This window comes from Polynucleobacter sp. AP-Reno-20A-A9 (genome assembly GCF_018882085.1).
Lineage (GTDB): Bacteria > Pseudomonadota > Gammaproteobacteria > Burkholderiales > Burkholderiaceae > Polynucleobacter.
The window spans coordinates 1-20,504 of record NZ_JACVPB010000010.1 but is presented as its reverse complement, the minus strand read 5'-3'; the positions used below and the strand labels follow the sequence as shown (position 1 = coordinate 20,504).

The 20,504-nt window shown below is 45.3% G+C and carries 22 protein-coding genes; 4 read left to right on the top strand and 18 right to left on the bottom strand.

The genetic code is table 11. From position 1 onward, the window contains the following. Positions 1 to 7: 7 nt before the first annotated feature. The gene (cobA, locus tag ICN39_RS08950) at positions 8 to 823 is read left to right on the top strand and encodes a uroporphyrinogen-III C-methyltransferase (RefSeq protein ID WP_216233698.1); all 816 of its coding nucleotides are present in this window, start codon (positions 8 to 10) and stop codon (positions 821 to 823) included. A gap of 5 nt (positions 824 to 828) precedes the next feature. Here cobA and ICN39_RS08945 read toward each other — a convergent pair whose 3' ends face one another. The 3 genes from ICN39_RS08945 to ICN39_RS08935 all read right to left on the bottom strand — a co-directional run bounded on the left by ICN39_RS08945 (position 829) and on the right by ICN39_RS08935 (position 1,972). Beyond that, entirely contained in the window at positions 829 to 1,203 is a 375-nt protein-coding gene (locus ICN39_RS08945) for a hypothetical protein (RefSeq protein ID WP_072583222.1), read from the bottom strand. Then, positions 1,200 to 1,541: a DUF6516 family protein gene (locus tag ICN39_RS08940; RefSeq protein ID WP_216233697.1), complete on the bottom strand. Its 342-nt coding sequence runs from the start codon at positions 1,539 to 1,541 to the stop codon at positions 1,200 to 1,202. Before ICN39_RS08940 ends, ICN39_RS08945 begins: the two co-directional genes overlap by 4 nt. Positions 1,542 to 1,603: 62 nt before the next feature. After that, positions 1,604 to 1,972, bottom strand: coding sequence for a sirohydrochlorin chelatase (locus ICN39_RS08935; RefSeq protein ID WP_216233696.1), 369 nt, complete (start codon positions 1,970 to 1,972; stop codon positions 1,604 to 1,606). 90 nt (positions 1,973 to 2,062) lie between these two features. Here ICN39_RS08935 and ICN39_RS08930 point away from each other — a divergent pair, with 90 nt between their 5' ends. Next, positions 2,063 to 3,082, top strand: a complete 1,020-nt coding sequence (locus ICN39_RS08930) for a calcium:proton antiporter (RefSeq protein ID WP_216233695.1) — start codon at positions 2,063 to 2,065, stop codon at positions 3,080 to 3,082. A gap of 30 nt (positions 3,083 to 3,112) precedes the next feature. Here ICN39_RS08930 and ICN39_RS08925 read toward each other — a convergent pair whose 3' ends face one another. The 15 genes from ICN39_RS08925 to gspG all read right to left on the bottom strand — a co-directional run bounded on the left by ICN39_RS08925 (position 3,113) and on the right by gspG (position 17,851). Continuing rightward, the gene (locus ICN39_RS08925) at positions 3,113 to 4,042 is read right to left on the bottom strand and encodes a M23 family metallopeptidase (protein ID WP_216233694.1); all 930 of its coding nucleotides are present in this window, start codon (positions 4,040 to 4,042) and stop codon (positions 3,113 to 3,115) included. A gap of 5 nt (positions 4,043 to 4,047) precedes the next feature. Then, on the bottom strand, positions 4,048 to 5,268 hold the full coding sequence (gspF, locus tag ICN39_RS08920; RefSeq protein ID WP_216233693.1) for a type II secretion system inner membrane protein GspF: 1,221 nt from the start codon (positions 5,266 to 5,268) through the stop codon (positions 4,048 to 4,050). A gap of 32 nt (positions 5,269 to 5,300) precedes the next feature. Beyond that, a complete protein-coding gene (locus tag ICN39_RS08915; protein ID WP_216233692.1) occupies positions 5,301 to 6,728 on the bottom strand; it encodes a GspE/PulE family protein in 1,428 nt (475 codons plus the stop codon). Positions 6,729 to 6,774: 46 nt separating this feature from the next. Beyond that, positions 6,775 to 9,069 carry a type II secretion system secretin GspD gene (gene gspD, locus ICN39_RS08910; RefSeq protein WP_255532412.1) on the bottom strand — a complete coding sequence of 765 codons (2,295 nt, stop codon included), beginning with the start codon at positions 9,067 to 9,069 and terminating at the stop codon, positions 6,775 to 6,777. Between the two features lie 50 nt (positions 9,070 to 9,119). Then, the gene (gspN, locus tag ICN39_RS08905; protein ID WP_216233691.1) at positions 9,120 to 9,950 is read right to left on the bottom strand and encodes a type II secretion system protein N; all 831 of its coding nucleotides are present in this window, start codon (positions 9,948 to 9,950) and stop codon (positions 9,120 to 9,122) included. 11 nt (positions 9,951 to 9,961) lie between these two features. Then, the gene (locus tag ICN39_RS08900; protein ID WP_216233690.1) at positions 9,962 to 10,621 is read right to left on the bottom strand and encodes a hypothetical protein; all 660 of its coding nucleotides are present in this window, start codon (positions 10,619 to 10,621) and stop codon (positions 9,962 to 9,964) included. Positions 10,622 to 10,704: 83 nt separating this feature from the next. Continuing rightward, positions 10,705 to 12,111, bottom strand: coding sequence for a type II secretion system protein GspL (gene gspL / locus ICN39_RS08895; RefSeq protein WP_216233689.1), 1,407 nt, complete (start codon positions 12,109 to 12,111; stop codon positions 10,705 to 10,707). A gap of 75 nt (positions 12,112 to 12,186) precedes the next feature. Next, the gene (gene gspK, locus ICN39_RS08890; RefSeq protein ID WP_216233688.1) at positions 12,187 to 13,137 is read right to left on the bottom strand and encodes a type II secretion system minor pseudopilin GspK; all 951 of its coding nucleotides are present in this window, start codon (positions 13,135 to 13,137) and stop codon (positions 12,187 to 12,189) included. Positions 13,138 to 13,157: 20 nt separating this feature from the next. After that, positions 13,158 to 13,937: a type II secretion system protein J gene (locus ICN39_RS08885; RefSeq protein ID WP_216233687.1), complete on the bottom strand. Its 780-nt coding sequence runs from the start codon at positions 13,935 to 13,937 to the stop codon at positions 13,158 to 13,160. Positions 13,938 to 14,140: 203 nt separating this feature from the next. Next, positions 14,141 to 14,374 (bottom strand): antitoxin, encoded by a 234-nt coding sequence (locus ICN39_RS08880; RefSeq protein ID WP_216233686.1) that lies wholly within the window; start codon positions 14,372 to 14,374, stop codon positions 14,141 to 14,143. 102 nt (positions 14,375 to 14,476) lie between these two features. Then, positions 14,477 to 15,418: a nucleotidyl transferase AbiEii/AbiGii toxin family protein gene (locus tag ICN39_RS08875; protein ID WP_216233685.1), complete on the bottom strand. Its 942-nt coding sequence runs from the start codon at positions 15,416 to 15,418 to the stop codon at positions 14,477 to 14,479. Continuing rightward, positions 15,418 to 16,062 carry a DUF6088 family protein gene (locus ICN39_RS08870; RefSeq protein WP_223146559.1) on the bottom strand — a complete coding sequence of 215 codons (645 nt, stop codon included), beginning with the start codon at positions 16,060 to 16,062 and terminating at the stop codon, positions 15,418 to 15,420. Before ICN39_RS08870 ends, ICN39_RS08875 begins: the two co-directional genes overlap by 1 nt. 214 nt (positions 16,063 to 16,276) lie before the next feature. Beyond that, a complete protein-coding gene (gene gspI, locus ICN39_RS08865; protein WP_216233684.1) occupies positions 16,277 to 16,705 on the bottom strand; it encodes a type II secretion system minor pseudopilin GspI in 429 nt (142 codons plus the stop codon). Beyond that, entirely contained in the window at positions 16,702 to 17,418 is a 717-nt protein-coding gene (locus tag ICN39_RS08860; RefSeq protein WP_216233683.1) for a prepilin-type N-terminal cleavage/methylation domain-containing protein, read from the bottom strand. Before ICN39_RS08860 ends, gspI begins: the two co-directional genes overlap by 4 nt. Next, positions 17,345 to 17,851 carry a type II secretion system major pseudopilin GspG gene (gene gspG, locus ICN39_RS08855; protein WP_216233738.1) on the bottom strand — a complete coding sequence of 169 codons (507 nt, stop codon included), beginning with the start codon at positions 17,849 to 17,851 and terminating at the stop codon, positions 17,345 to 17,347. The genes ICN39_RS08860 and gspG overlap by 74 nt, the downstream gene beginning before the upstream one ends. A gap of 305 nt (positions 17,852 to 18,156) precedes the next feature. Here gspG and ICN39_RS08850 point away from each other — a divergent pair, with 305 nt between their 5' ends. Together ICN39_RS08850 and ICN39_RS08845 are read left to right on the top strand one after the other, a co-directional pair. After that, positions 18,157 to 18,543 (top strand): hypothetical protein, encoded by a 387-nt coding sequence (locus ICN39_RS08850; protein ID WP_216233682.1) that lies wholly within the window; start codon positions 18,157 to 18,159, stop codon positions 18,541 to 18,543. Between the two features lie 514 nt (positions 18,544 to 19,057). After that, positions 19,058 to 20,146, top strand: coding sequence for a glycosyltransferase (locus tag ICN39_RS08845; RefSeq protein WP_216233681.1), 1,089 nt, complete (start codon positions 19,058 to 19,060; stop codon positions 20,144 to 20,146). The last annotated feature ends 358 nt before the right edge of the window (positions 20,147 to 20,504 follow it).

The following is a 20,504-nucleotide window of genomic DNA, read 5'->3' as shown; positions in this document are numbered from 1 at the left end:
TGCAACTATGACAACAATATCTACCAATAACAACAATACACTTGGGAAAGTATATTTAGTAGGTGCCGGACCGGGTGCTGTGGATCTGATTACAGTACGTGGCGCCAAACTATTGGCACAAGCGGACATTGTTTTCTACGATGCTTTGGTTGACCCTGAGATGCTGAAGCTTTGCCCCAAAGCCATTCAAATCGAAGTGGGTAAACGTTGCGGCAAGCTATCCTCAGCACAGCAGTTTATTAATAAGCGCTTAGTGGATGCCGCACAAAAGCATCAAGTGATTGTGCGCCTCAAAGGTGGCGACCCGATGCTATTTGGTCGTGCCGATGAAGAAATCCAGGCTCTCAAAGCTGCTGGGATTGAAGTTCAGGTGGTGCCGGGAATTACTGCCGCCCTGGCTGGCGCAGCAAGCATTCAGCAGTCACTGACATTGCGTGGAGTATCCCGTAGCGTGGCGTTTATCACCTTAGCTCAGGGCGCTGAGAATGTCGCTCCAGGGCAGCCTATTTCAAATCCTTCAGCCGACACCCTGGTGTATTACATGGGTCGCAAAGATGCGGCGCGTATTGCACAACAACTGATTGAACAAAGCCCCAATCAACATAGCAACACGCCAGTGCAAATCTTGGAAGCAGTGAGCACTCCACGCGAGCGTTTATGGACGAGCACCTTACAAGAGTTGGCTGCTGGCAAAGCAGATCAGTGGTTTGATAGCGCCTCACCTGCACTTATTATGATTGGTGAGGCTCTGAGATCCCCTAGCACATTAGCCTCAGATACCGCTGAGGAAAAAATTGATGAATGCCTGCAGAAAGCAGGCTAAAAGGGTTACCCTAAAGTTGCAATCATCTCAATCTTGGGCGCAACTGTTTGAACCATCTTTTCGATACCATGCCCTGGGTTACTAATCTTTTGTGACACCAAAAGGCCAATCTTTTCTAACATCCCAATATCTTTATTGATAGCAGAGCGATCACGGTGCAATTTATGACTTAATTGCGTAATAGTTTTGGGCTCATTCATCACCTCCAGCATTAGACGTCTACGCGCCTCGGATAGCACCATAAACATCTCTTGCGGGTCTTCAAACGAAAAGGTGGCCGATTTCTTGAGCGCCTCTCCACGATCACTTTTTTGGGCGGCCTTTTTAGCGCGATCAAAGAAGCCTTCAACGGTATCGGTACGAATTATCATCTTTGTCATTTTTTACCCTTTTTTACTTCCTTGATAATTTCTTGCCACTCTTTTTCAAAACGTTCTAATGTTTTTTCATAACTTACAAAAGATACTGGGGTCACCTTACCCATGTAGTGCTTGTGGTGATAGTCATGAGCATTGTCAAATCCAAGCACTCTGCCATTATCTTTTTGGCAAATCAACCGATTGATATATGCCAGGTTATAGCGAGTCACTACTGTTTTACCCTCACTGATATAACCCCAAACTTCAAAGCTCAAAACACCGCCACCGCTACCTGCCTTTAACTTAAATGTTTCTCGTTCAATTAAGGATTCAAGCTTAGGCCTAACTTTTTTTGTCATGGCTCATTGTAATACAGGTATGTAATTATATTACATACCTGTATTACAAGTATGGCTAATGATTACAACCCTATTTTTCGACTCCCAAAATCGACAATCGCTTGCAAGACAGCCAAATCCTCACCAACAGCAGGCGTCGCGCTTAATTGAACGTTGGGGAATTTACCCCGGCACTCTTCTAGTAACACTGGGAAGTCATTTCGTAAGTGGCCGCCCTGCCCAAAGAAAACTGGCACGATAGTCAATTCAGTGGCGCCTTTAGCGCTCAGGCTAGCAACCGCCTCCTCTAGTGAAGGCTGCATCATTTCCAAGAAAGCCAACTCTACAGGTATGCTGGGATGCTGCTCTTGCCATAAAGCAGCCAAACGATCAAAAGGCTCACGCCAGCGGCTATCACGGGCACCGTGCCCAAATAAGATCATGGCTTTCATGGATGGCTATACACTCTCTTTAATATGACTCAACTGTTATACGATTTACCGATAGCTTAACCTTATTTTGAAGATCAAATCAGACAGCCTATGACTAACTTACTCAGCCAAACTTGGTTCATCGCGCTCATGAGCGTCACGCTGATTGGAGCAGTTCTCTCAGCCGTTCACCATGCTGAAGTGATTGCACATAAAACTGGTGAGCCATTTGGCACCTTGATACTGTCTATTAGCGTCACTATTATTGAAGTATCTCTCATCATTTCGATGATGCTCACTGGTCATGAAGGATCTGAGTTCATTGCCAGAGATGCAGTATTTGCCACAGTCATGATTGTGATTAATGGTGTGATTGGTCTCTGTATCTTTATGGGTGGCTTAACCCATCATGAGATGACTTTCCGCAATGAAGGCACCAATTCAGCATTAGCGGTATTAACTGCATTGGCTACTTTTATTTTGGTCATGCCAATTGTTACTGTCAGCACACCTGGTCCTGACTTCACAAAGAGCCAGCTTGCTTTTGCAGGCATAGCTTCATTTGCGCTCTACATTGCATTTTTATTCTTCCAAACCGTTAGTCATCGCGACTACTACTTGCCGAAGAGGGTAGATAAGAAAACGGATAGTAATGTTCATGCTCCAAAGCCCAGTGGACTGAAGACGGCAGTTAGTGGCGCTCTTTTATTGCTATCCCTGATTACAGTAGTTGGGCTTGCAGAGCTTCTTAGTCCAGCCATTGAGCGCGGTGTTGCAGCTGCAGGCGCACCTAAAACGATTGTGGGCATAGCCATTGCTCTACTAGTATTAATGCCGGAGGGCTTTGCGGCTGTTAGGGCAGCTAAGGCTAATCGCCTACAGAGCAGTTTGAACTTGGCTTTGGGTTCGGCTTTAGCCAGTATTGGCTTAACCATTCCGACAGTTGCAGCCATTGCGATCTTTTTTAATCTCCCGCTAAGTCTGGGTATTAGTGATCTCAATATGACATTGATGTATTTGTCATTCTTTATTGGCGCACTCACTCTAGCGATTGGTAGAACTACCCTCTTGCAAGGTGTAGTTCATATCATCATCTTCTTAGAGTATCTGTTCTTAAGCTTAGTTCCTTAAATAGGCAATCAAGCGAAGCGCTACTAATTATTAGTTCTTGCCTAAGGTAACACCATCCCTTAAGACCTCATAATGTAAGTGGGGACCAGTCGATCTTCCAGTTGAGCCCACCTTAGCAATCGCCTGGGATTGTCTTACAAAGTCACCCTGCTTTACCAGGATCTCTTGGGCGTGGGCATATCTTGTTACCACTGCGTTCTTATGCTGCACATCGACTACATATCCATACTCCTGATCCCAGGCTGCACGAATCACGACACCCTCTGCTGTTGCTAGAATTGGTGTGCCATAAGCTGCCGGGAAGTCTGTGCCCTCATGCCAAGCAGTTTGCTGGGTAATCGGATCGATACGATAGCCTAGGCCACTGGATGCTTGAGGCATGAGTGGCAATGGTGAAGCCGTAGGAATCGAGCTCGATACATCCCAACTTTGTGTCAGAGACTTTTGCACTTCTTGCACACGATTGCTCAGTGCAATGGAGTCTTGTACGGTGCGATCTAAGCGAGCACCATATTGCTCACCTTGATTACCTAAGTTAATTACCGCATTTGCTGGGCTCAATGGCCCGCCTTGTGCATTGCCAAGGTTCACTACATTGTCGCCGTAGTTGATTGAGTTGCTTGAGTTGCTAGCTAAATTCACACCATTGGTTTTTGCTAACTGCATACGCAAGTCGTCTAGCTGAGCTAGGTTACGCTGCGCTTCATCTAATCTAGCTTGCAACTCCATGAGCTTAGTCTCATAGTCATCTTCTGAGTTGGCAATAAAGCGCTTCTCTAAGAGATCTTTTTTCTCCATCGCATGCAAGATATCTTTAGTCTCATTGGTAACGTCGTTAATAGCAACATTTGCACCTACGAGCAAGGCCAAACTGAGTGCTCCACCGAAAACCAAATGGCGCGCCGTGAGAGAAATCTCTCTCACTTTGCTGTGCGGTCCAGTCATGATTAATATTTGCATTTTTATTACCTTACCCCTGAATTCATTTCTAAGATTGGTTGCATCACTGCCATTACGATTCCCAAAACCATTAAGCCCATAGCCAATATTAATAAAGGTTCGAGCAAACTGGTAAATATTTTGGTTTTTTGCTCAGATTCGAGCTCAGCGTTCTCTGCTCCGTACTTCAGCATCTCGTCTAACTTGCCCGATGCCTCACCTGAACGAATCAAGTGGATCAAGATTGGTGAGAACACCCCTTGGCTACCCAAGGCTCTAGAAAGACTAGTGCCCTCACGTAATCTGACTTCTGTTGAATCAATCGCTGCACGCAAGACTGAGTTACCTAAAGTGCTACGAGCACTGTGTAGGGCCGTCAGGATGGGCACATTAGCAGAAACTAACATAGCCATCGTATTGGCAAAGCGGGCTGTCTCAAAACCCAAAAGTAGCGGACCTAATAAGGGTGCATTCAGTAAGGCACGATCCACCTTTAAACGAATGTCTTCTTTAGCGAGAGCACGACGCCCATAAAAAATAGCGGCGGCAATGAATATCACTAACAACCAACCCCAGTTCACAATGAACTCGGATAAACCCAAGATGAAGCGAGTGGAAAAAGGTAAAGCCTGCTTAGTACTCTGAAACACGCGCGCAATTTGCGGAACAACATACGTCATCAAGAACAAGACAATCATGAATGCCACACCCGTCAGCATGGCCGGGTATGCCAGGGCACCCATTGCCTTGTTTTTGAGGGCTTGACGCTTCTCCAAGAACTCAGCTAACTGTGTAAGCACTTGCCCCATCTTGCCAGACTGCTCTGCTGCTCCTACCACCCCTTGATACAAAGGATCGAATGAAAGTGGTTGGCCTGCAATTGCTTTAGATAAAGGTAACCCGGCACGAAGCTCAGCAACCACTGCCTGTAAAACTGTTTTGACATGGGCTTGGCTTGCTTCTTCAGCGAGCACAGAGAGTGCTTCATCAATCTGCACGCCCGATCGCACCAAGATCGCCACTTGCCTGGTAAAGATCGCGAGATCTGCACGACTAAGCGGCTTGTTCTCTGAAAACCATTTATTCCAAAAACGCTGTTTGCCCCATTCGGTTTCGAGATCAATCGTGACAGGCACTAATTGCTTAGCCATCAGGGCCTGACGCACTGCACGCACGCTCTCGCCTTCAACGCTACCGCGCTCGCTCTTACCTGCGTAAGTTAGGGCTTCAAAGCGATAGCGTGGCATAGCTCATTAATTTGATTGAGTTAGTCGATTGCTTAGTCAACTTCTACTGAGCCAGTAACACGCAGAATTTCTTCTGGAGTCGTTTTACCTTCAGCTACCCAGCGCTTGCCATCATCAGCTAAGGTACGCATGCCACCTACTAAAGCTTGCTTACGAATATCACTCTCAGCCGCATGCTGATGAATCAATTCCCGAATTTTTTCATTCGTGGTCATGAGCTCATAAATTCCGGCGCGACCACTATAGCCAGACTCACCACAGGTAGGGCAACCTTTGCCGCCACAGGCCGAACAGGACATCCGAATCAAGCGTTGACCTAATACACCCAACAAAGTAGATGATAGTAGGAATGGTTCGATACCCATATCAATCAAACGCGTAACTGCTGAAGGGGCATCGTTGGTATGCAAAGTTGCCAATACCAAGTGGCCAGTCAGTGAAGCTTGCACTGCAATCTGTGCCGTCTCCAAGTCACGGATCTCACCAATCATCACAATGTCTGGGTCTTGACGCAAGATGGCGCGCAAGGCTCTGGCAAAGTTCATATCAATGCGGGAGTTGACTTGGGTTTGTCCGATACCATCAAGGTTGTACTCGATCGGGTCTTCCACCGTCATGATGTTATTAATCTTGTTACGCAAGCGCAGTAATGCGCCATATAAGGTGGTGGTCTTACCGCTACCTGTTGGGCCAGTCACCAAAACAATGCCGTGTGGACGATGAATGAGTTGATCAAACTGATTAAAGGTATCTTCGGCCATGCCTAGTGCACGTAGGTCTAGGCGATCGTAATTCTTCTCTAACAGACGCAGCACCACACGCTCACCATGCGATGTAGGTAATGTAGATACACGCACATCAATCGCGCGCCCACCGACGCGCAAAGAGATACGACCATCTTGTGGCATCCGCTTCTCAGCAATATCGAGCGAAGCCATGATCTTGATACGAGAAACTAAAGCGGCATGTAGATCACGACGCATATCAACGATATCGCGCAAATTGCCATCTACCCGAAAGCGCACAACGGACTTGCGCTCAAAAGCCTCTAGGTGAATATCCGATGCCCCATCACGGCTAGCCTGCTTAAGCAAACTATTAATCATCCGAATCACTGGAGCATCATCATTCATCTCCAATAAATCTTCAGAGATAGGCATTTCTTGTAAGAGGCGAGATAGGTCTACAGCCTCTTCTACTTCATCTACTACTTGAGACGCATTGAGATCACCTTCGGAGTACGCAGCATTAAGCGCCTCTAAAACTTCTTCGCTGGTTTGCTCAACACGACGAATGGGGCCCACTAAACGGCAGATCTCTTGTAAGACTGAAAGATCTGTCTCAGGACTATGAATTAAGGTTGGAACACTCTCTTCACCACCCTCATTCACCGCGCCCTTAATCAGCAAAATCTGATTTGCTTTGGCATAGCTAAAGGGAACGCGGGGAAGGTGCTGCATGGCTTCTGTGTAAGTTCTTCTTACTGGATAGTCTTATTGAATCGTCTTATTGAATCGTAATGGGTACTGGCGCACCAAAAGCTGGAACAGACGACGGTCTTACCGGAATTGGCTTAGTTAATCCAGAAGACGGCAGATTATTCGGCGTTTGATTGACTGGTTTACCAGGCGGAATCAATGGCGGCTCAATATCGGACATCTTCGTCAAATCCTCTTTAGGCAAGAGCATTGGCGCTTGCTTAAATGCAGTTTCAGTTTGCTGGACTAAGTTCAAACGGTTGGTAGTGATGTCGGCAGCTTGATCTTTATCACGCAAAATATAAGGACGCATGAAGACGAGCAAATTGGTTTTGGTACGAGTCTTTGCATCAGACCTAAATAGCGCTCCAATAATTGGAATGTCTTTTAAGAATGGCACGCCATTGGAGCCGTCGTTGTACTTATCTTCAATCAAACCACCGAGAACAATAATCTGACCATCATCCACTAGGACATTAGATTCGATATTACGTTTGTTCAAAATAATGCCGGACGCAAAGTTTTGGTTATAGATGGAAGACACTTCTTGATAAATCTGCATCTTCACTACACCGTTATCAGAAACCTGTGGGCGCACTCGTAAAGTCAGGCCAACGTCTTGACGGGTGTAGGTTTGAAATGGCGTAACAGTACTGGTTGAGCCTGTTTGCGCATACGAACCAGTGATGATCGGCACGTTCTGACCCACCACAATACGGGCTTCTTCGTTATCCAAAGTAATGAGGTTTGGTGTTGACAGAATATTCGTGCCTTGCGTTGTCGCCAAAGCAGTAATCAAGGCTGACATGCCATAAGTGCCATTGAATTTGGTAAGTAAGCCCAAGTTCAAACCAGGTGCGGGCGGAACAACAATGCCAGTTGCATTACTTGGATTGAGAATATTGTTGACGTTGGAACCCAGCCCAATAATGTTTGAGCCAGTCTGCCCCGCAGCATTGGTGTAATTGGTGCCACCAAAGCCAACGTTCTGATTACCAGAACCAACCAATCCTTGCCACTGAATTCCCAACTCTTCCGCATTGGTTGAGCTCACTTCAGCAATCAAAGACTCAATATAGACCTGAGTACGACGACGATCTAATTGCTCGATCACATGGCGCAAGTTGCGATACAAAGGCTCACTGGCAGTAATGATGATGGAGTTGGTGGCTGGCTCCGCCTGAATAATGCCGCCGGTAGTGGGGTTGCTTGAGCTCGTTAGAGCAGAAGTAGCAGCAGAAGATCCTGAAGCACCAGGAGCTGTATTGGCTTGCTGATTGGCTGACTGATTGAGGTTGGCCGCAGGATTGACGGCACCTGGCTGCCCTGGAGTACTACCTACTTGCGCAGAAAGAGAAGCATCTGCCGCCACAATTGCCCGTAGAGTAACTGCAAGCTTGGTTGCTTCTGCGTTCTTGAGCGGTACAACCCAAATGTTGCCGTTATTAGCGGTAGGCACATCAAGACGAGCAACCAACACACGAATTTGACGAATACGTTCTGCACTAGCACCGCGTACCAAAATAGAGTTGCTTCGTGGCTCAGCCAAAATCATGGTTTTGAGCGAAGGATCGGCACCACCGGTTGAAGCGGTATCCAATACCTTACTGAGGATGGTGGCCATATCTGAGGCAATGGCGTAGTTGAGTTTGATGCTTTGTACATCGCTTGAAGTCGGTGCATCAATCGATTCGATCAATTGCCCAATACGCTGAATATTGCTAGCGTAATCCGTAATCACAATCGTGTTGTTACCTGGATAGGCATTGATTGTGTTGTTTGGTGATACGAGTGGGCGCAGTACTGGGAGAAGATTATTGGCAGATTCAAAATTGAGTCTGAACACACGCGTAATGATCTGATCACCCTCTTGCTTGCTCTTGCCCGTTGTGACTGAGTTACTAATGAGCTTAGCATCGGCCTCAGGAACTACGCGGTAAACGCCATTCACATCTACCAGCGCAAAGCCTGATGTTCGCAGGGCTGTAGAGAAGGCATCAATTGCCTTAGGCTTGGTGAGCGGTCTATTGCTAATAAGGTTGATCGTGCCTTTGACCTTAGGGTCAACCAAAATCGTTTGGCCAGTTGCCTTCGCTAAAACACTCGCAACAGACTCAATATCAGCATTAGAGAAGGACAAAGTTACAGCGCCCTCATCAGGCACAGTGATATTGGAAGGCGCACTATTTATACGATTAGCTTGTGCGTAAGCCAAAGGCATGACGACACTCTCGCCGACGAAGCAAAGAACAACCAAGATCGCTAAGCGCTTCTTAAAGTTGAGTTGCAGGTTCTTTTGCATTTGACTAATGACTGTTTGCATGCTTTTTTCTTTATTACCACTGTTCTGAACTTGTAAATTCACCTAAAAACTTAAAACTTCAGGCGATACCTATCACCTTCTTTTTTACCCAATAATGACAACAATCCAATTAAGGATTCTTGTGACTCTGGTGAGGCACTTGCTTCACCAGAAAATTGCATTCCTTTACTACCAGCCTTATTACTAAATTCTCCCTGCCCTTTTAGTAAGAGCGGACCACTCGTGGTCGATAGAGTCCAGTTCATCCCCGTATCGGCAATATTGGCTGAAATCTCATAACCGCCTAATGGCTTTACAGGGCTAATTGGGCTAGTTAAGTTACTTATGATAATTCGAATAACTCCTGACGATGGGGTATTTCCAGCCCCGAAACCGGGTAAGTTAGCCATTAAGCCCGCCAAATTGATATCGGTCCAGCGCGCGCCAAGTTCGCCACGAGGGCGTAAGGTGCTCCAGGGGTTGCCTAAACCCTCCAATACATTGGCTGGCAGCTTGATTTCATTAGAAGCAATTTGGGTTTTGCTCAAGCTCCAACTAATTAATTGAGCTTGCTCGAAGGCAGCAAACTGCAGCTCGGTATTGCAGGTCATGGATAAGAGCTTACAGCTAGTAGACCAATGAAAGCGTTCGGTAACGGACATAGGATCGCGGCATCCACCTTCAGCGGCGTTAGGCTCAGAAAATGCCAATGCGGCACTACCTTGCCAAATCGTTCCAATGGGTTGTTGCAACATGACGCGGCAACCTGTTTGGGATGCAAGCGATCCGCTGACCCAACTGATGGGCATTTGGCGAACAATCACCACCAGGCAGATGAACACCAACGCAGCCCAAAATAATTTAGGCAACTTAGGGTGGGTAAAGTCGAGGACGAGTTTCATGAAATAGTCATCTACCTATTCATACCGGCTTGACCACCGTACTGCACTAGGACACCGCTGATATTTACCATACCTGCACCACTAGTAGAGATGACATTGAGTTGCTCTGGATATAAGCGCCAAGTCATACGCAACTCATCTAGCGTATCAAGTAGCACTGAGAACATGGCATCACTAGCTTGAAACTCAATCCGTGGAGGGTTATCGGCAGTTAGGCGAAGAACACTTGGCTTTAAACCACGTGCAGTCAATACACTCCGAATCTTTTGTATCTCCATATCATCCAACAAGGTCACCGTCGCAATCCCGGGACCATAGGATGAGGCTTGCGAGGTAGAGGAGCTTGAGAATTTAGCCAGCTTAATTAAGCTTTGCAACTGAGACCACTGCGCTGGACGCATATCCAATTGATTTTGGACTCGCTGACTGTAAGGGGCAATGGCAAACATATTTATCGGCAATAGCAGCAATGCTATAAATAACAACACAAATGCATTGCGTTGCTCCAGCACAAATCGACGCGCTAGAGCCGATAATTGCTTGATGTCAAACTTTGAGGGTGATGAAGCTAGTGCTGCACTTGTAGATGTTTTACCCAGACTGTTCTGTGCCTCAGAAAACTTCTGCTGCAGTGTTTTAGGTAGAGATTTGAGATTTTTCAAATCTTGCATTGAGTAGTCTTTACTCAACAGCTCCTTTACCTTCCTCAAGAAAGTAAGTAACTTTTCAGCGAACTGATTTAGTGGACTTTGATTCATTGTCCAAGCCCTGAATATGGCTCTAGGCGATAGCGATTGGTGCCCAGTGTTTTAACCATTAAACCTAACGAGCGGGCTTTTTGCATGACTTCAGCGCTGGTCTGCTGATTTGATCCTTTTAGCGCCCCGGGCTTAAATTCAAAATTGATAGCGTAGCCATCGTAATCAAGCTTTTGCAAAACCTCTGGCCCAAAGGCAGTCTTGAGTTGCTGTAGTTTGGCCGCCATTGGCGCAAAGTCTGCATCCGATACCAAGCCTTGGCGTCGCTGGTCTTGGGTCACTTGTTTTGTAAATGCAGTGATTACAGAATTTCCAGACGAGCTGCTTATGCCTATGGCTTTGTCTTGTAATTTGTCTTGCGCCTTTTCTTGATTGAATTTGGTAATAGACACTGGTGTTAATGACTGGGCTGCCAAGACTTCGAGTTGATTTCCCCACCGCCAGTTATCTACTACCAACCAACCTAAGTGCAAGAGATGTCCAGCAACAATGCTGACGATTAAATACTTTGACCACTGTGCAGGCTGACGCCAGATTGCTGGGTCTATCCAAGTTGCGCTTGCACTAACTGCTTGGTTTCCATCTACGCGTTTACGCTTTAGGTAATTAGATAGATTTGATAAACCTTTACCTGCTTCGCGTCTAAATGTTTTAGGTAGCAAATTAAGAGAGTAATTGGCTGACTTAGATGATGCGTTATCTTTTAAGAACTGTTTTGCACTTAATGCCAAACAACTCCAAGAGAGCTCAACCGCTGATGAGTCCTGCAATACTTTGGGAAGAGTAATACTGTCACCATCATGGTCGTCCGCCCTCTCAACCCAGGCCACGCCTAGCTGTAAGCCAGTACGCCGAGTCAGAATTAAGGCTTGCTCAACCTGTTGATAAGCAATGGAAGGGCTATCAGGATTTGCATTCTCTGAATCCGGAAGAGCCAGCAACAAACATTCCGGAATTAAACGAACGCGCTGACTAATTAAGTTTTCCAACTGTTTAGAGAGCCATGTAAACCATGTGCGATCAATGAGCGCAATGACTCTTTGTAATGCAGGCTTGCCTGGCATCGGCGGCAATGCTTGCACTGCAAGTGATTGCGCTCCAGCGAGGACATACTCTTCAATGAGATTAGGAAGAATTTGCTGTAACTTCTTCGCGTTAGCCAAAGGCACTTTGGCTTCGATCAGGCGCACATCGATCGTCGGCAACAGGACCAATACTTCATCTGCATAAGGCATCGATTCGGTAGTGCCCATGCCTGTTTCTAGAGTTGTATCGTCACCCTCAACTAAGCACCATTCAAATCGCTCTGCGCAATTAAGCTCCGACCACTCTCGAGCAGAGTCCCCTGGGGATCCAGAACCAGAAAATGGCTTTAGGGGGCAACGTACTATTAATAGGCTCAAATGCTTCGTTCTTTGATTGGTTCTTTACTTAGTTCTTTACTTAGCTCTCTACTTACTTTGTTTTCACTTGCTTTATCAGTCAGAGATCACTTTGCCAGTCTTACTCCAAATCACTTGCGTGAAATTACCATTAGGCAGTGGTGTTGGGGACCTCTGAATCAGTGCCGAACTAACAAATATACCTCTTCCCATGCGTATTTCTGAGCGTGCGAGCCAAAATTGGGAGCGTACGTCGACCAAGGAGGCATCTAGGGTGATGCCTTGGCTTGCCCCCATCTTATTTAAGAGGGAGGTGATTTCATCAACACTCTTAAGAGGGGTTGCAGCTCTTTGTTGCACAAACGCACCCGCTGCCGACCTTGAAAGCCCCGGTACTGCCGCCATCAACACCTCTGAAGAAGCGGTATTGACGTTAACTGTCGTTAAAATCGGTAAAATCGTTACAAAAGGTCTTATCTGCTCCAAAATAGCTGGACTGTAGGATGGCAGCTTTAATAAGCCCTCTAGGTCATATATCGGCATATCCATCTGCAAAACACCCTGGGCGGTCTGTTGGGCCAAGTTTTTATCTAAACCCAAAGCGTCCAAGAGGCGTCCATATTCCTGCACTCCAGGAGGATTTACTGTTTTAAAGCTTTTATCCCAAAGGTTGGCTAAATTGAACTGACTTTGAGCATCGATGAGTTGCCCCTGTAAAGTGACAGCGGCTATCTCATCCGGTACGTCGGTATTCTTTAAGAAATCCGCTACTTTTCCATCAGCCAGAGGCAAAGCCCAAGCTTCACCCAAATGATCAATTTGGCTATTGCGTTGATCTTCCACTAAGACCAAGCGAGCAAAATCAATTGCGGCGCGTTGCAACCACTGCGCCTGCACTTGATCACGCGCATTCTCAAGAGTCCGAATCTGAATTTGCTGACGCCACATCAAGCCCGCTAGAAGAACGGCAGCAACACCCACCACAATCAATGCAGTGACTGTTGCCGAACCACGCTCACGATGAGATGCATTAAAAGTAGTAAGCAAGGAGCGTATTCTTAAAGATGTCACAGCGCACCTCCCATCAAACATGATCGCGTAATAGGCAAGGCAACATCTTTAATCCACCACTGCATGACGACGCCCTGTTGCTCAGGAAGTAAATTACTGACATTAAGAGTAGTACTAGCAGGAGGATTGGTGGAGGGAGTGGTAGCAGAGATGTTGGCAGTAGCATTAGGGCTACCCGTACCGGAGGCGCTAATGCCACTGGTGCCGGCACCACTAAGCACCGAAGTCTGCCCCTGAAAGGCTTGGCGTATTACTGTAGGTACTTCCAGGCTTAACAGCAAATCACTTGAAGCCAAATCAGGATCACGAGAAATACCAAACCACAATGCGCCAGCATCAGATCTCTGCAATAAAGGCTTGCTGGTCCAGCGTTGCAATCCAGAAGGACCCATGCCATAGCCAGCAATCAACCAAGCGTCAACGTTATCGGCACGATAACGACGCAAGAACCAAATATTTTTAGCGCCAGATGCCACAGCAGAAACAGCGCCACCATTTGCATTAGCGCCCGCTTGAGAATTTGCCAAACTACTAAGCTCATCACGTACTAAAACGGATTGGCAATCTTTTTCAAACTGGCGTACAAGTTGCGAGTAATCCGCATCTTGATTAGCGCGCCGATCAATGACTTCGCGCCCCCGAATCATGGCATCCATGCCGCGCCATGCCATTAAGCCTACTAAAGCCATGATGACGAGCGCAACGATGACTTCCAGTAAAGCGAAGCCATGCTCTTGTGAATTTAGCCCTTGTTTATTCGGCTTTAGATTAATCATATTGCGCAATAAAATAATCTAGCAAGACTGAGTTGATTTGACATAATTTTCACCTCTCTCAAACCTATTTTTCCGGTCTCAATCCTGGCACTATTGAAAACTCTTTTTGATATTAGTGACTAGAGCTTAATCCCTTAAAGCACTCCAAAACAGAGGAAAGTTTTTGATCGGTGATGTAGATACCAAACTTGTATCTAGCAAAATCAAGAGGCAATCTCCGACTGGCCTTGTTGCTCTGGCTGCTCGCGTATTAATTGCAAGCCCGGCTCAAAACCAGCTAAAGAAGCAGAAATAAACGTAAAGAGGCTACTTTTGGGCGAGAGGAGAAGTTCACCGCCAAAATGCTGAGCAGCGACCTCTGATTCAGTTAGGCGATATTCCTTGGAAAAACTTACCGCTTGGCTTTGGCCAGTTTTAAAGATGTGAGCTGCATCCATGATCTACTCCTCTTGATAAATGAATGATATCTTCTTTGATAGGCATGGCGGAATTTCGCAAACTTATTTTTGCTAGCAGTCCTTGATTTAAAAAGCTGATATTTAGAGGCTATGTATATGCTGGCCAATACGATTTAGTAGATCGCCAAAACTTGGCTGCCCTTGGTAATAAAGGCTAGCTACCTTTAGATATTCAGATTCAAATAACTTTCGATCTTGTGAATCACTCAGAAGAAAAGCTGGGTTTTGAGAAATGACTAAGTTATCGGACTTGGGAAAACGCTCTATCTTTCTAGTCTGATACCTATCAGTCTTAAAAAAGCCTAACACTGATGGACAGTCTAAGAGGCAATATAGATCGTAGTAATGTCTTAAGAAATTCTTAGGAAATATCTTCCCTTCTTTGTATTGACGATACTTTGTAGTAATGGTTTGCAGCTTCTCTACAAATGTATATTCTGGCAGGTAGCAAAGGACGTCTTTAGCTCTATTGTCATTAAGCCCTTTGACGTACTTAATCGCATAATCGTATGCCCATGATGAAATATCTACCGCTTGATTTGGTGCTGTATCGTCAAAACCCAATTCCAATAAAACGCCATCCTTTAAACCACTAAGCAATGGTGTTGTAGATAGGTAATTTAAGCGAATCCCACCACTGCGCATTTTTTCTTGATCATCGAATGCATGATCTCGTATAACTTCTTGTATGCCAGAAATCTTAAGCTCACTGGCAACCCAATCGTAATAGTCTGCGCGAGATTTGATGTGCACTTTTTTATCTTGATTTTTTCCAGTCTTAACATCCATGCCTGCTGGCGGCTCAATACGAATATCAATATCTTCGGAAAAGCGATGGATGAGTCCAAACCCTTTGGATAATGAAGTTCCGCCTTTTAATTCAAATGCGAACCCTTGTTGCTGCACTCCCCACAGACAATGCATGATCCAGTAATCTTTTTCAACCAATGTAGGATCAATACCCATAGCATCTGATACTGCTGCAATCAGATCCCTGAATTCCTTGTGGTCATGCAATAGCATTAAGTACTCGCTTTCTGGGGGGCACGCAACCAAGATAAAACCTGCTTCTTAGTTCTGCCTGCACCATAAGTACTAACCATTTTTTGCAATTTAGCAGTTTCAAACTTATTTAATTGTTTCTCTGCCATAGCCAATACGTCGCTTTTATTCTCGGCAAGCGAATCTAGATTATTCAATAGATCTACCAACAGGAATTCTTTATCCACTTTTTTGGGGAAGCGCGGCTTTACTCGAAATTCAAAACTTCTATTGCCTAATTTAAAGATGCCGTGACGCTTATGGTTGTACACCACGGTCTTGTTATAGAGCTGGGTTGTTCCTAGACCTAAAGAGTTATAGCCATTGGGTGAAAGCAATAAAAAGTTCTCATCTTTTAAAAAAGCTTCGACTAAATCTTCGTCCTTTGGAGGCACCCTACCAAACGCTGAGGACTTGGGCGAGTAATACAGTCCTTGGGCAAGCTTTTCTAAATCACCCGCATCAACTAATTGCTTTAAATGGCGATCAACTGCATTAGTGTCACTTAAAAAGTCTTCCCTTCTGTAGACACGACCTCTCTTTAAATGCGAGCGAAGTCTACCCAATGCGCTATCGCGCACCTCAGGTGAGGTACTCAAGAAGGGTTTTACTGGCTCTTTTTGCATGATTTTTTATTGAAATTTCATGCAATTTTAGCGTATCACCTACAAAACTGCAACCAAGATTGTCCCTAGACATATATCACCCAATACCATCTGAGGTCGGCTTTTTAAGACCATAGGGAGGATTTTAGGAAGTAATGCTTCCCTCATCCACAGAAAGCTTTCCCAATAGGGGTGCATCTTATTTGCAACAAGGCAAATTACTGCGCTAGCAGGATTACATCACACCACCAGACGGATTGGAGACTACGGTAGTCAACCAAGCTAGACGAGGTCCGCTGGCTACATCTGTGCTACTCGGGCTAGATAAGTAGACAGTGACTTCAATTCTGCGAAAGGCTGGATTGGGAGTGCTAAGCACTTTACGTTGACAAACAAAAACATAAGTCGCTTGAGGACAACTAAAGGTAGATGTTCCTAGTTCTGGCCAAGCACGACTCATGCGTAAATCCAAGAGCGTATTGTCAGCACTCCACAAAGCCATGGTTCTTTGTGAGACTGCGAGTTGCGTATCTGCACCATTTGCAATCGCACGTAAACCAGCAAGCATGGCAATGCTTAAAACTGCTAAACCCACCAACACTTCAATAAGTGCAAAGCCATTGCGATGGTGCAGAGCTTGCTGAGTGCGATCAGATGCACTCATAACTTCGTCCAACTAAAACGGCCATTACGATTGCGGATCAATATTGCTTGCCTGGTATCTTGAGCGCCACTGCCAGTGACTTGTTTGATCGGGATTTGCAATACTTGCGCTACTTGCTCGCCACCTAAGGTGAGTTGCAAAGGAGCAATCTCCACAGGCTTGTACCAAGATTGAGGACGATAGACATCAGGCATCAGCCCCGAAGGGTTGTTGACTGGACTTACAGCACCGCCACTTCCATTACCAGCAAGTGAAATGGATTGTCCACCTGGTGCGCTAGAGCCCATAGACCCTGCAGATCCCTGAGAACCATAGGCGCCGTTACTATTGGGAACAAAAAATCGCCAGCCCGCTGAATCAATTTGCGCAATCATCGGGGTACCAGACATGGCGCTTTCGTCTTGCGCAAGATTGAGTGATGAAACGAGTTGATCGAGATTGTCTTTCCAATAACGCTCATCATGATTTGGAATAGCTAAAATAGCTACACCCAGCATCACTGCCATGATGGCAATGGCGACGAGTAACTCGATTAGGGTAAAGCCAGCGTCTACAGCTCTTCTCATTTTTGAGGTAGAACTTACCAACATACTCTTAGCCTCTACATTCAACCGAATAAGCTTAGATGCAACTAAAGACTTACTGCCAATTGCCAATATCGGCATCGTTTCCGGTTCCGCCTGGCTTACCATCTGAGCCATAGCTATAGACATCGATTTCGCCATGAGTACCTGGGTTGGCATATTGATATGGATTACCCCATGGATCTTTAGGAATGGAATCTAAATAGCCGCCTGCTTTCCAGTTCTGCGGAACAGGCTCTGAAGTTGGCTTTTCTACTAAGGCTCTAATACCTTGCTCAGTAGTTGGGTAGCGACCAATATCAAGACGATAGAGCTTAAATGCCTGCACCAGGGTGCCTACGTCATGTTTAGCAGCAGTTGCGCGTGCCTCATCAGGGCGTCCCATAATCTTGGGAACAATTAAGGTAGCCAAAATACCAATAATGGCAATGACCACCATGATCTCAATTAGAGTAAATCCAGCATCTCCACCCTTTTTCGGTGCGGACTTAGGAAAACGAGTAGCCCTAGAGGCTTTAGAAGGTGACTTTTGAGTCAAAAAAGCAGACTTACTGGCAGACATGAAGCGAGCTACGAAGTTAGACCTATGGTGAGACATATGGTGGTGCTTTCAATGATTTAAACTGAATTAAATTTTATAGGTATTTTGTCACTTTGAGCGAATTTATCAAACGAATACAGGACAGGCTAAAGAGCTCCAAACAAGCCACAAAGCAAGAACCTAAAGCCGCCTCAAAATCGAGCAAGCCAAACTATGCTCAAGGTGCCCTGGCAATTTCCTTAAACCGATTGAGCCCAGCTAATCTCACCAAGTTCATAACCTATCTCCTAATGCTTGCATGCGCCATCTCAGCAACCTATTGGTTCATGAGAATCCTGCAAATTCCGGGAACCCCAAATCAGCCAAGCAATGGAATTTCTAAAGGTCAAACCTTATATTCGAATCAGGATGCAACTGCTGGCTACGCTTTGTTTGGTAGTAAGCCACTGGTGACCGAGAATATTTATCTGCGCGGTGTTGTTGCTACCTCTAAAAACCCTGATGGCACTCTTGATGGCTTTGCTATTTTTGAGATTGATGGCAAACCAACCAATGCCATTAGTGTTGGTGAAACGATTGGTAAAGGCTTGAGTCTGCAAAGTATTGGCGATGAGTCTGCCACCCTTCTCTATCAGGGTCAGAAGCTGAGTTTCAAGCTCAGCAAGCCCACTAAAGATAAGAGCGATAAAACTAGTAGCTCTAGTAAGAAATAAACCATCCACCCGGTATGAGACCAAACTCATCCTCTCGACCTAATCAAGCAATCCTAATTGTCACCCGCGTAGCTTGCGGACTTCTCACAGCCCAAGTCAATAGACCAGCCCAATCAAACTACTTCAGGATACGTAAAAAGCTTAAAAGTTGCCAGAGCACAATCAAAACTCCAAGAATAGCTAAAATCGGCGGACTCAATTCCAGACGAAAAAGACGTGCTCTTTTATTTATGTATTCAATAGATAACATGCAAACCACCCCTCATTAATTACTTAAGGAGTTAGGGTAAACCAAGCTAAAGATCTGGTTACCAGGCAATTACACATTGATTTGAATGAATTGGATGATTTGCCCATGACAATAAGAAAACAGCCAACCCATCAAGTGGGGCAATAGATTTAATATGTGTTCAATACATTGGGGCATTTACCATCTACTAACCCAGGATGGAATCTAGGGAGGGTGAATTAGATTCCATTCTCAGAAAATGGTTTTGGAACTTATAATTAGCTCATGATTGGTTTACTCTCTGCCCTCTTTGCATCCTTTATTGCAACTTTGCTTATGATTCGTTTTGAGCATCTACATAGCCATATCTCTGCAGATTCTGATTTATCAGGCCCCCAAAAGTTTCATAAAAAAGCTGTACCAAGAATTGGTGGGATTGGCATTGCACTAGGCTTATTGATTGCGATACTTCTAAAGCTTCAAGCACAACCTACTTCTGTCATTGAATCAACAATTCTCATTTGCGCTATTCCAGTCTTTGCCATCGGACTAACAGAAGATCTCACCAAAAAAATTAGTGTACGTATGAGGCTTTTGTTCGTGGCTATTGGCGCACTTTTAGCAATCAATCTTTTAAATATTCAGATCACCAAGCTTGATATACCTGGGGTAGATTACCTCTTAGGATTTTCGCCAATTGCAATTGTATTTGCTGTATTTGCCGTAACTGGACTATCAAATGCCTACAACATCATTGATGGCTTCAATGGTCTTTCAAGCATGGTAGGAATGATCACCCTTATGGCGCTTGGTTACATGAGTTACGTACTTGCTGATCCAATATTGATTTCTTTAAGCTTCATTATGGTGGCCGCCATACTTGGCTTCTTTGTTTGGAATTACCCCAGAGGACTTATCTTTCTCGGTGATGGTGGCGCTTATTTGATAGGTTTTTGGATTGCCATCATTAGCATCATGCTGGTATCGAGACATAGCAACGTATCCCCATGGTTTGCCTTGCTAGTGAACGGCTATCCAATCCTAGAAACCCTATTTACGATCTATCGCAGGAAAATTCACCAAGGTAAGAGCCCTGGTCAGCCTGATGGCATTCATTTTCATTCATTAATTTTTAGACGCGTTCTTAGTTCGGGTAAAAGCGGCATAAAACAAGATGATTGGTTTACAGCAAATGCCAGAACATCACCCTACCTTTGGATGCTAACCACTTTAGCCATTATTCCGGCAATTCTTTGGTGGCAATCAACCCCTATTTTGATTGGATTTTTTGCTCTGTATATCTTTAGTTATGTATGGCTCTATAAGAGAATTGTGTGCTTTAGAACCCCACGATGGATGCATCCAATTAATTAATTCTAACAACTTTTTAATCTAGGAATACTGGTTGCATGCTACATGGCATTAGCGGGCACTTCTCCTGCCAGAACATCAAAAAGCTGGGTAGTTCGTTTTGCAAAATGGGTGTTTAGTCAGCATCAACCAAACACCCATCCTGACTTATTCACTACTACCTGCTACTCAGCTCTCTTTACCTCCATTGACTTGTGACCAGAATCTGGATTTTTGGGTGCAGACTCTTTAGGGGGTGACCTGTCCTGGGATTTTCAGACCAAAAGCTTTTAGAGATAATGACTCCTTCAACCTAAGGAGCAGGTATGAAGAGAGCACGGTTTTCAGACGAACAGATTGTTCGGATATTGCAAGAGGCAGA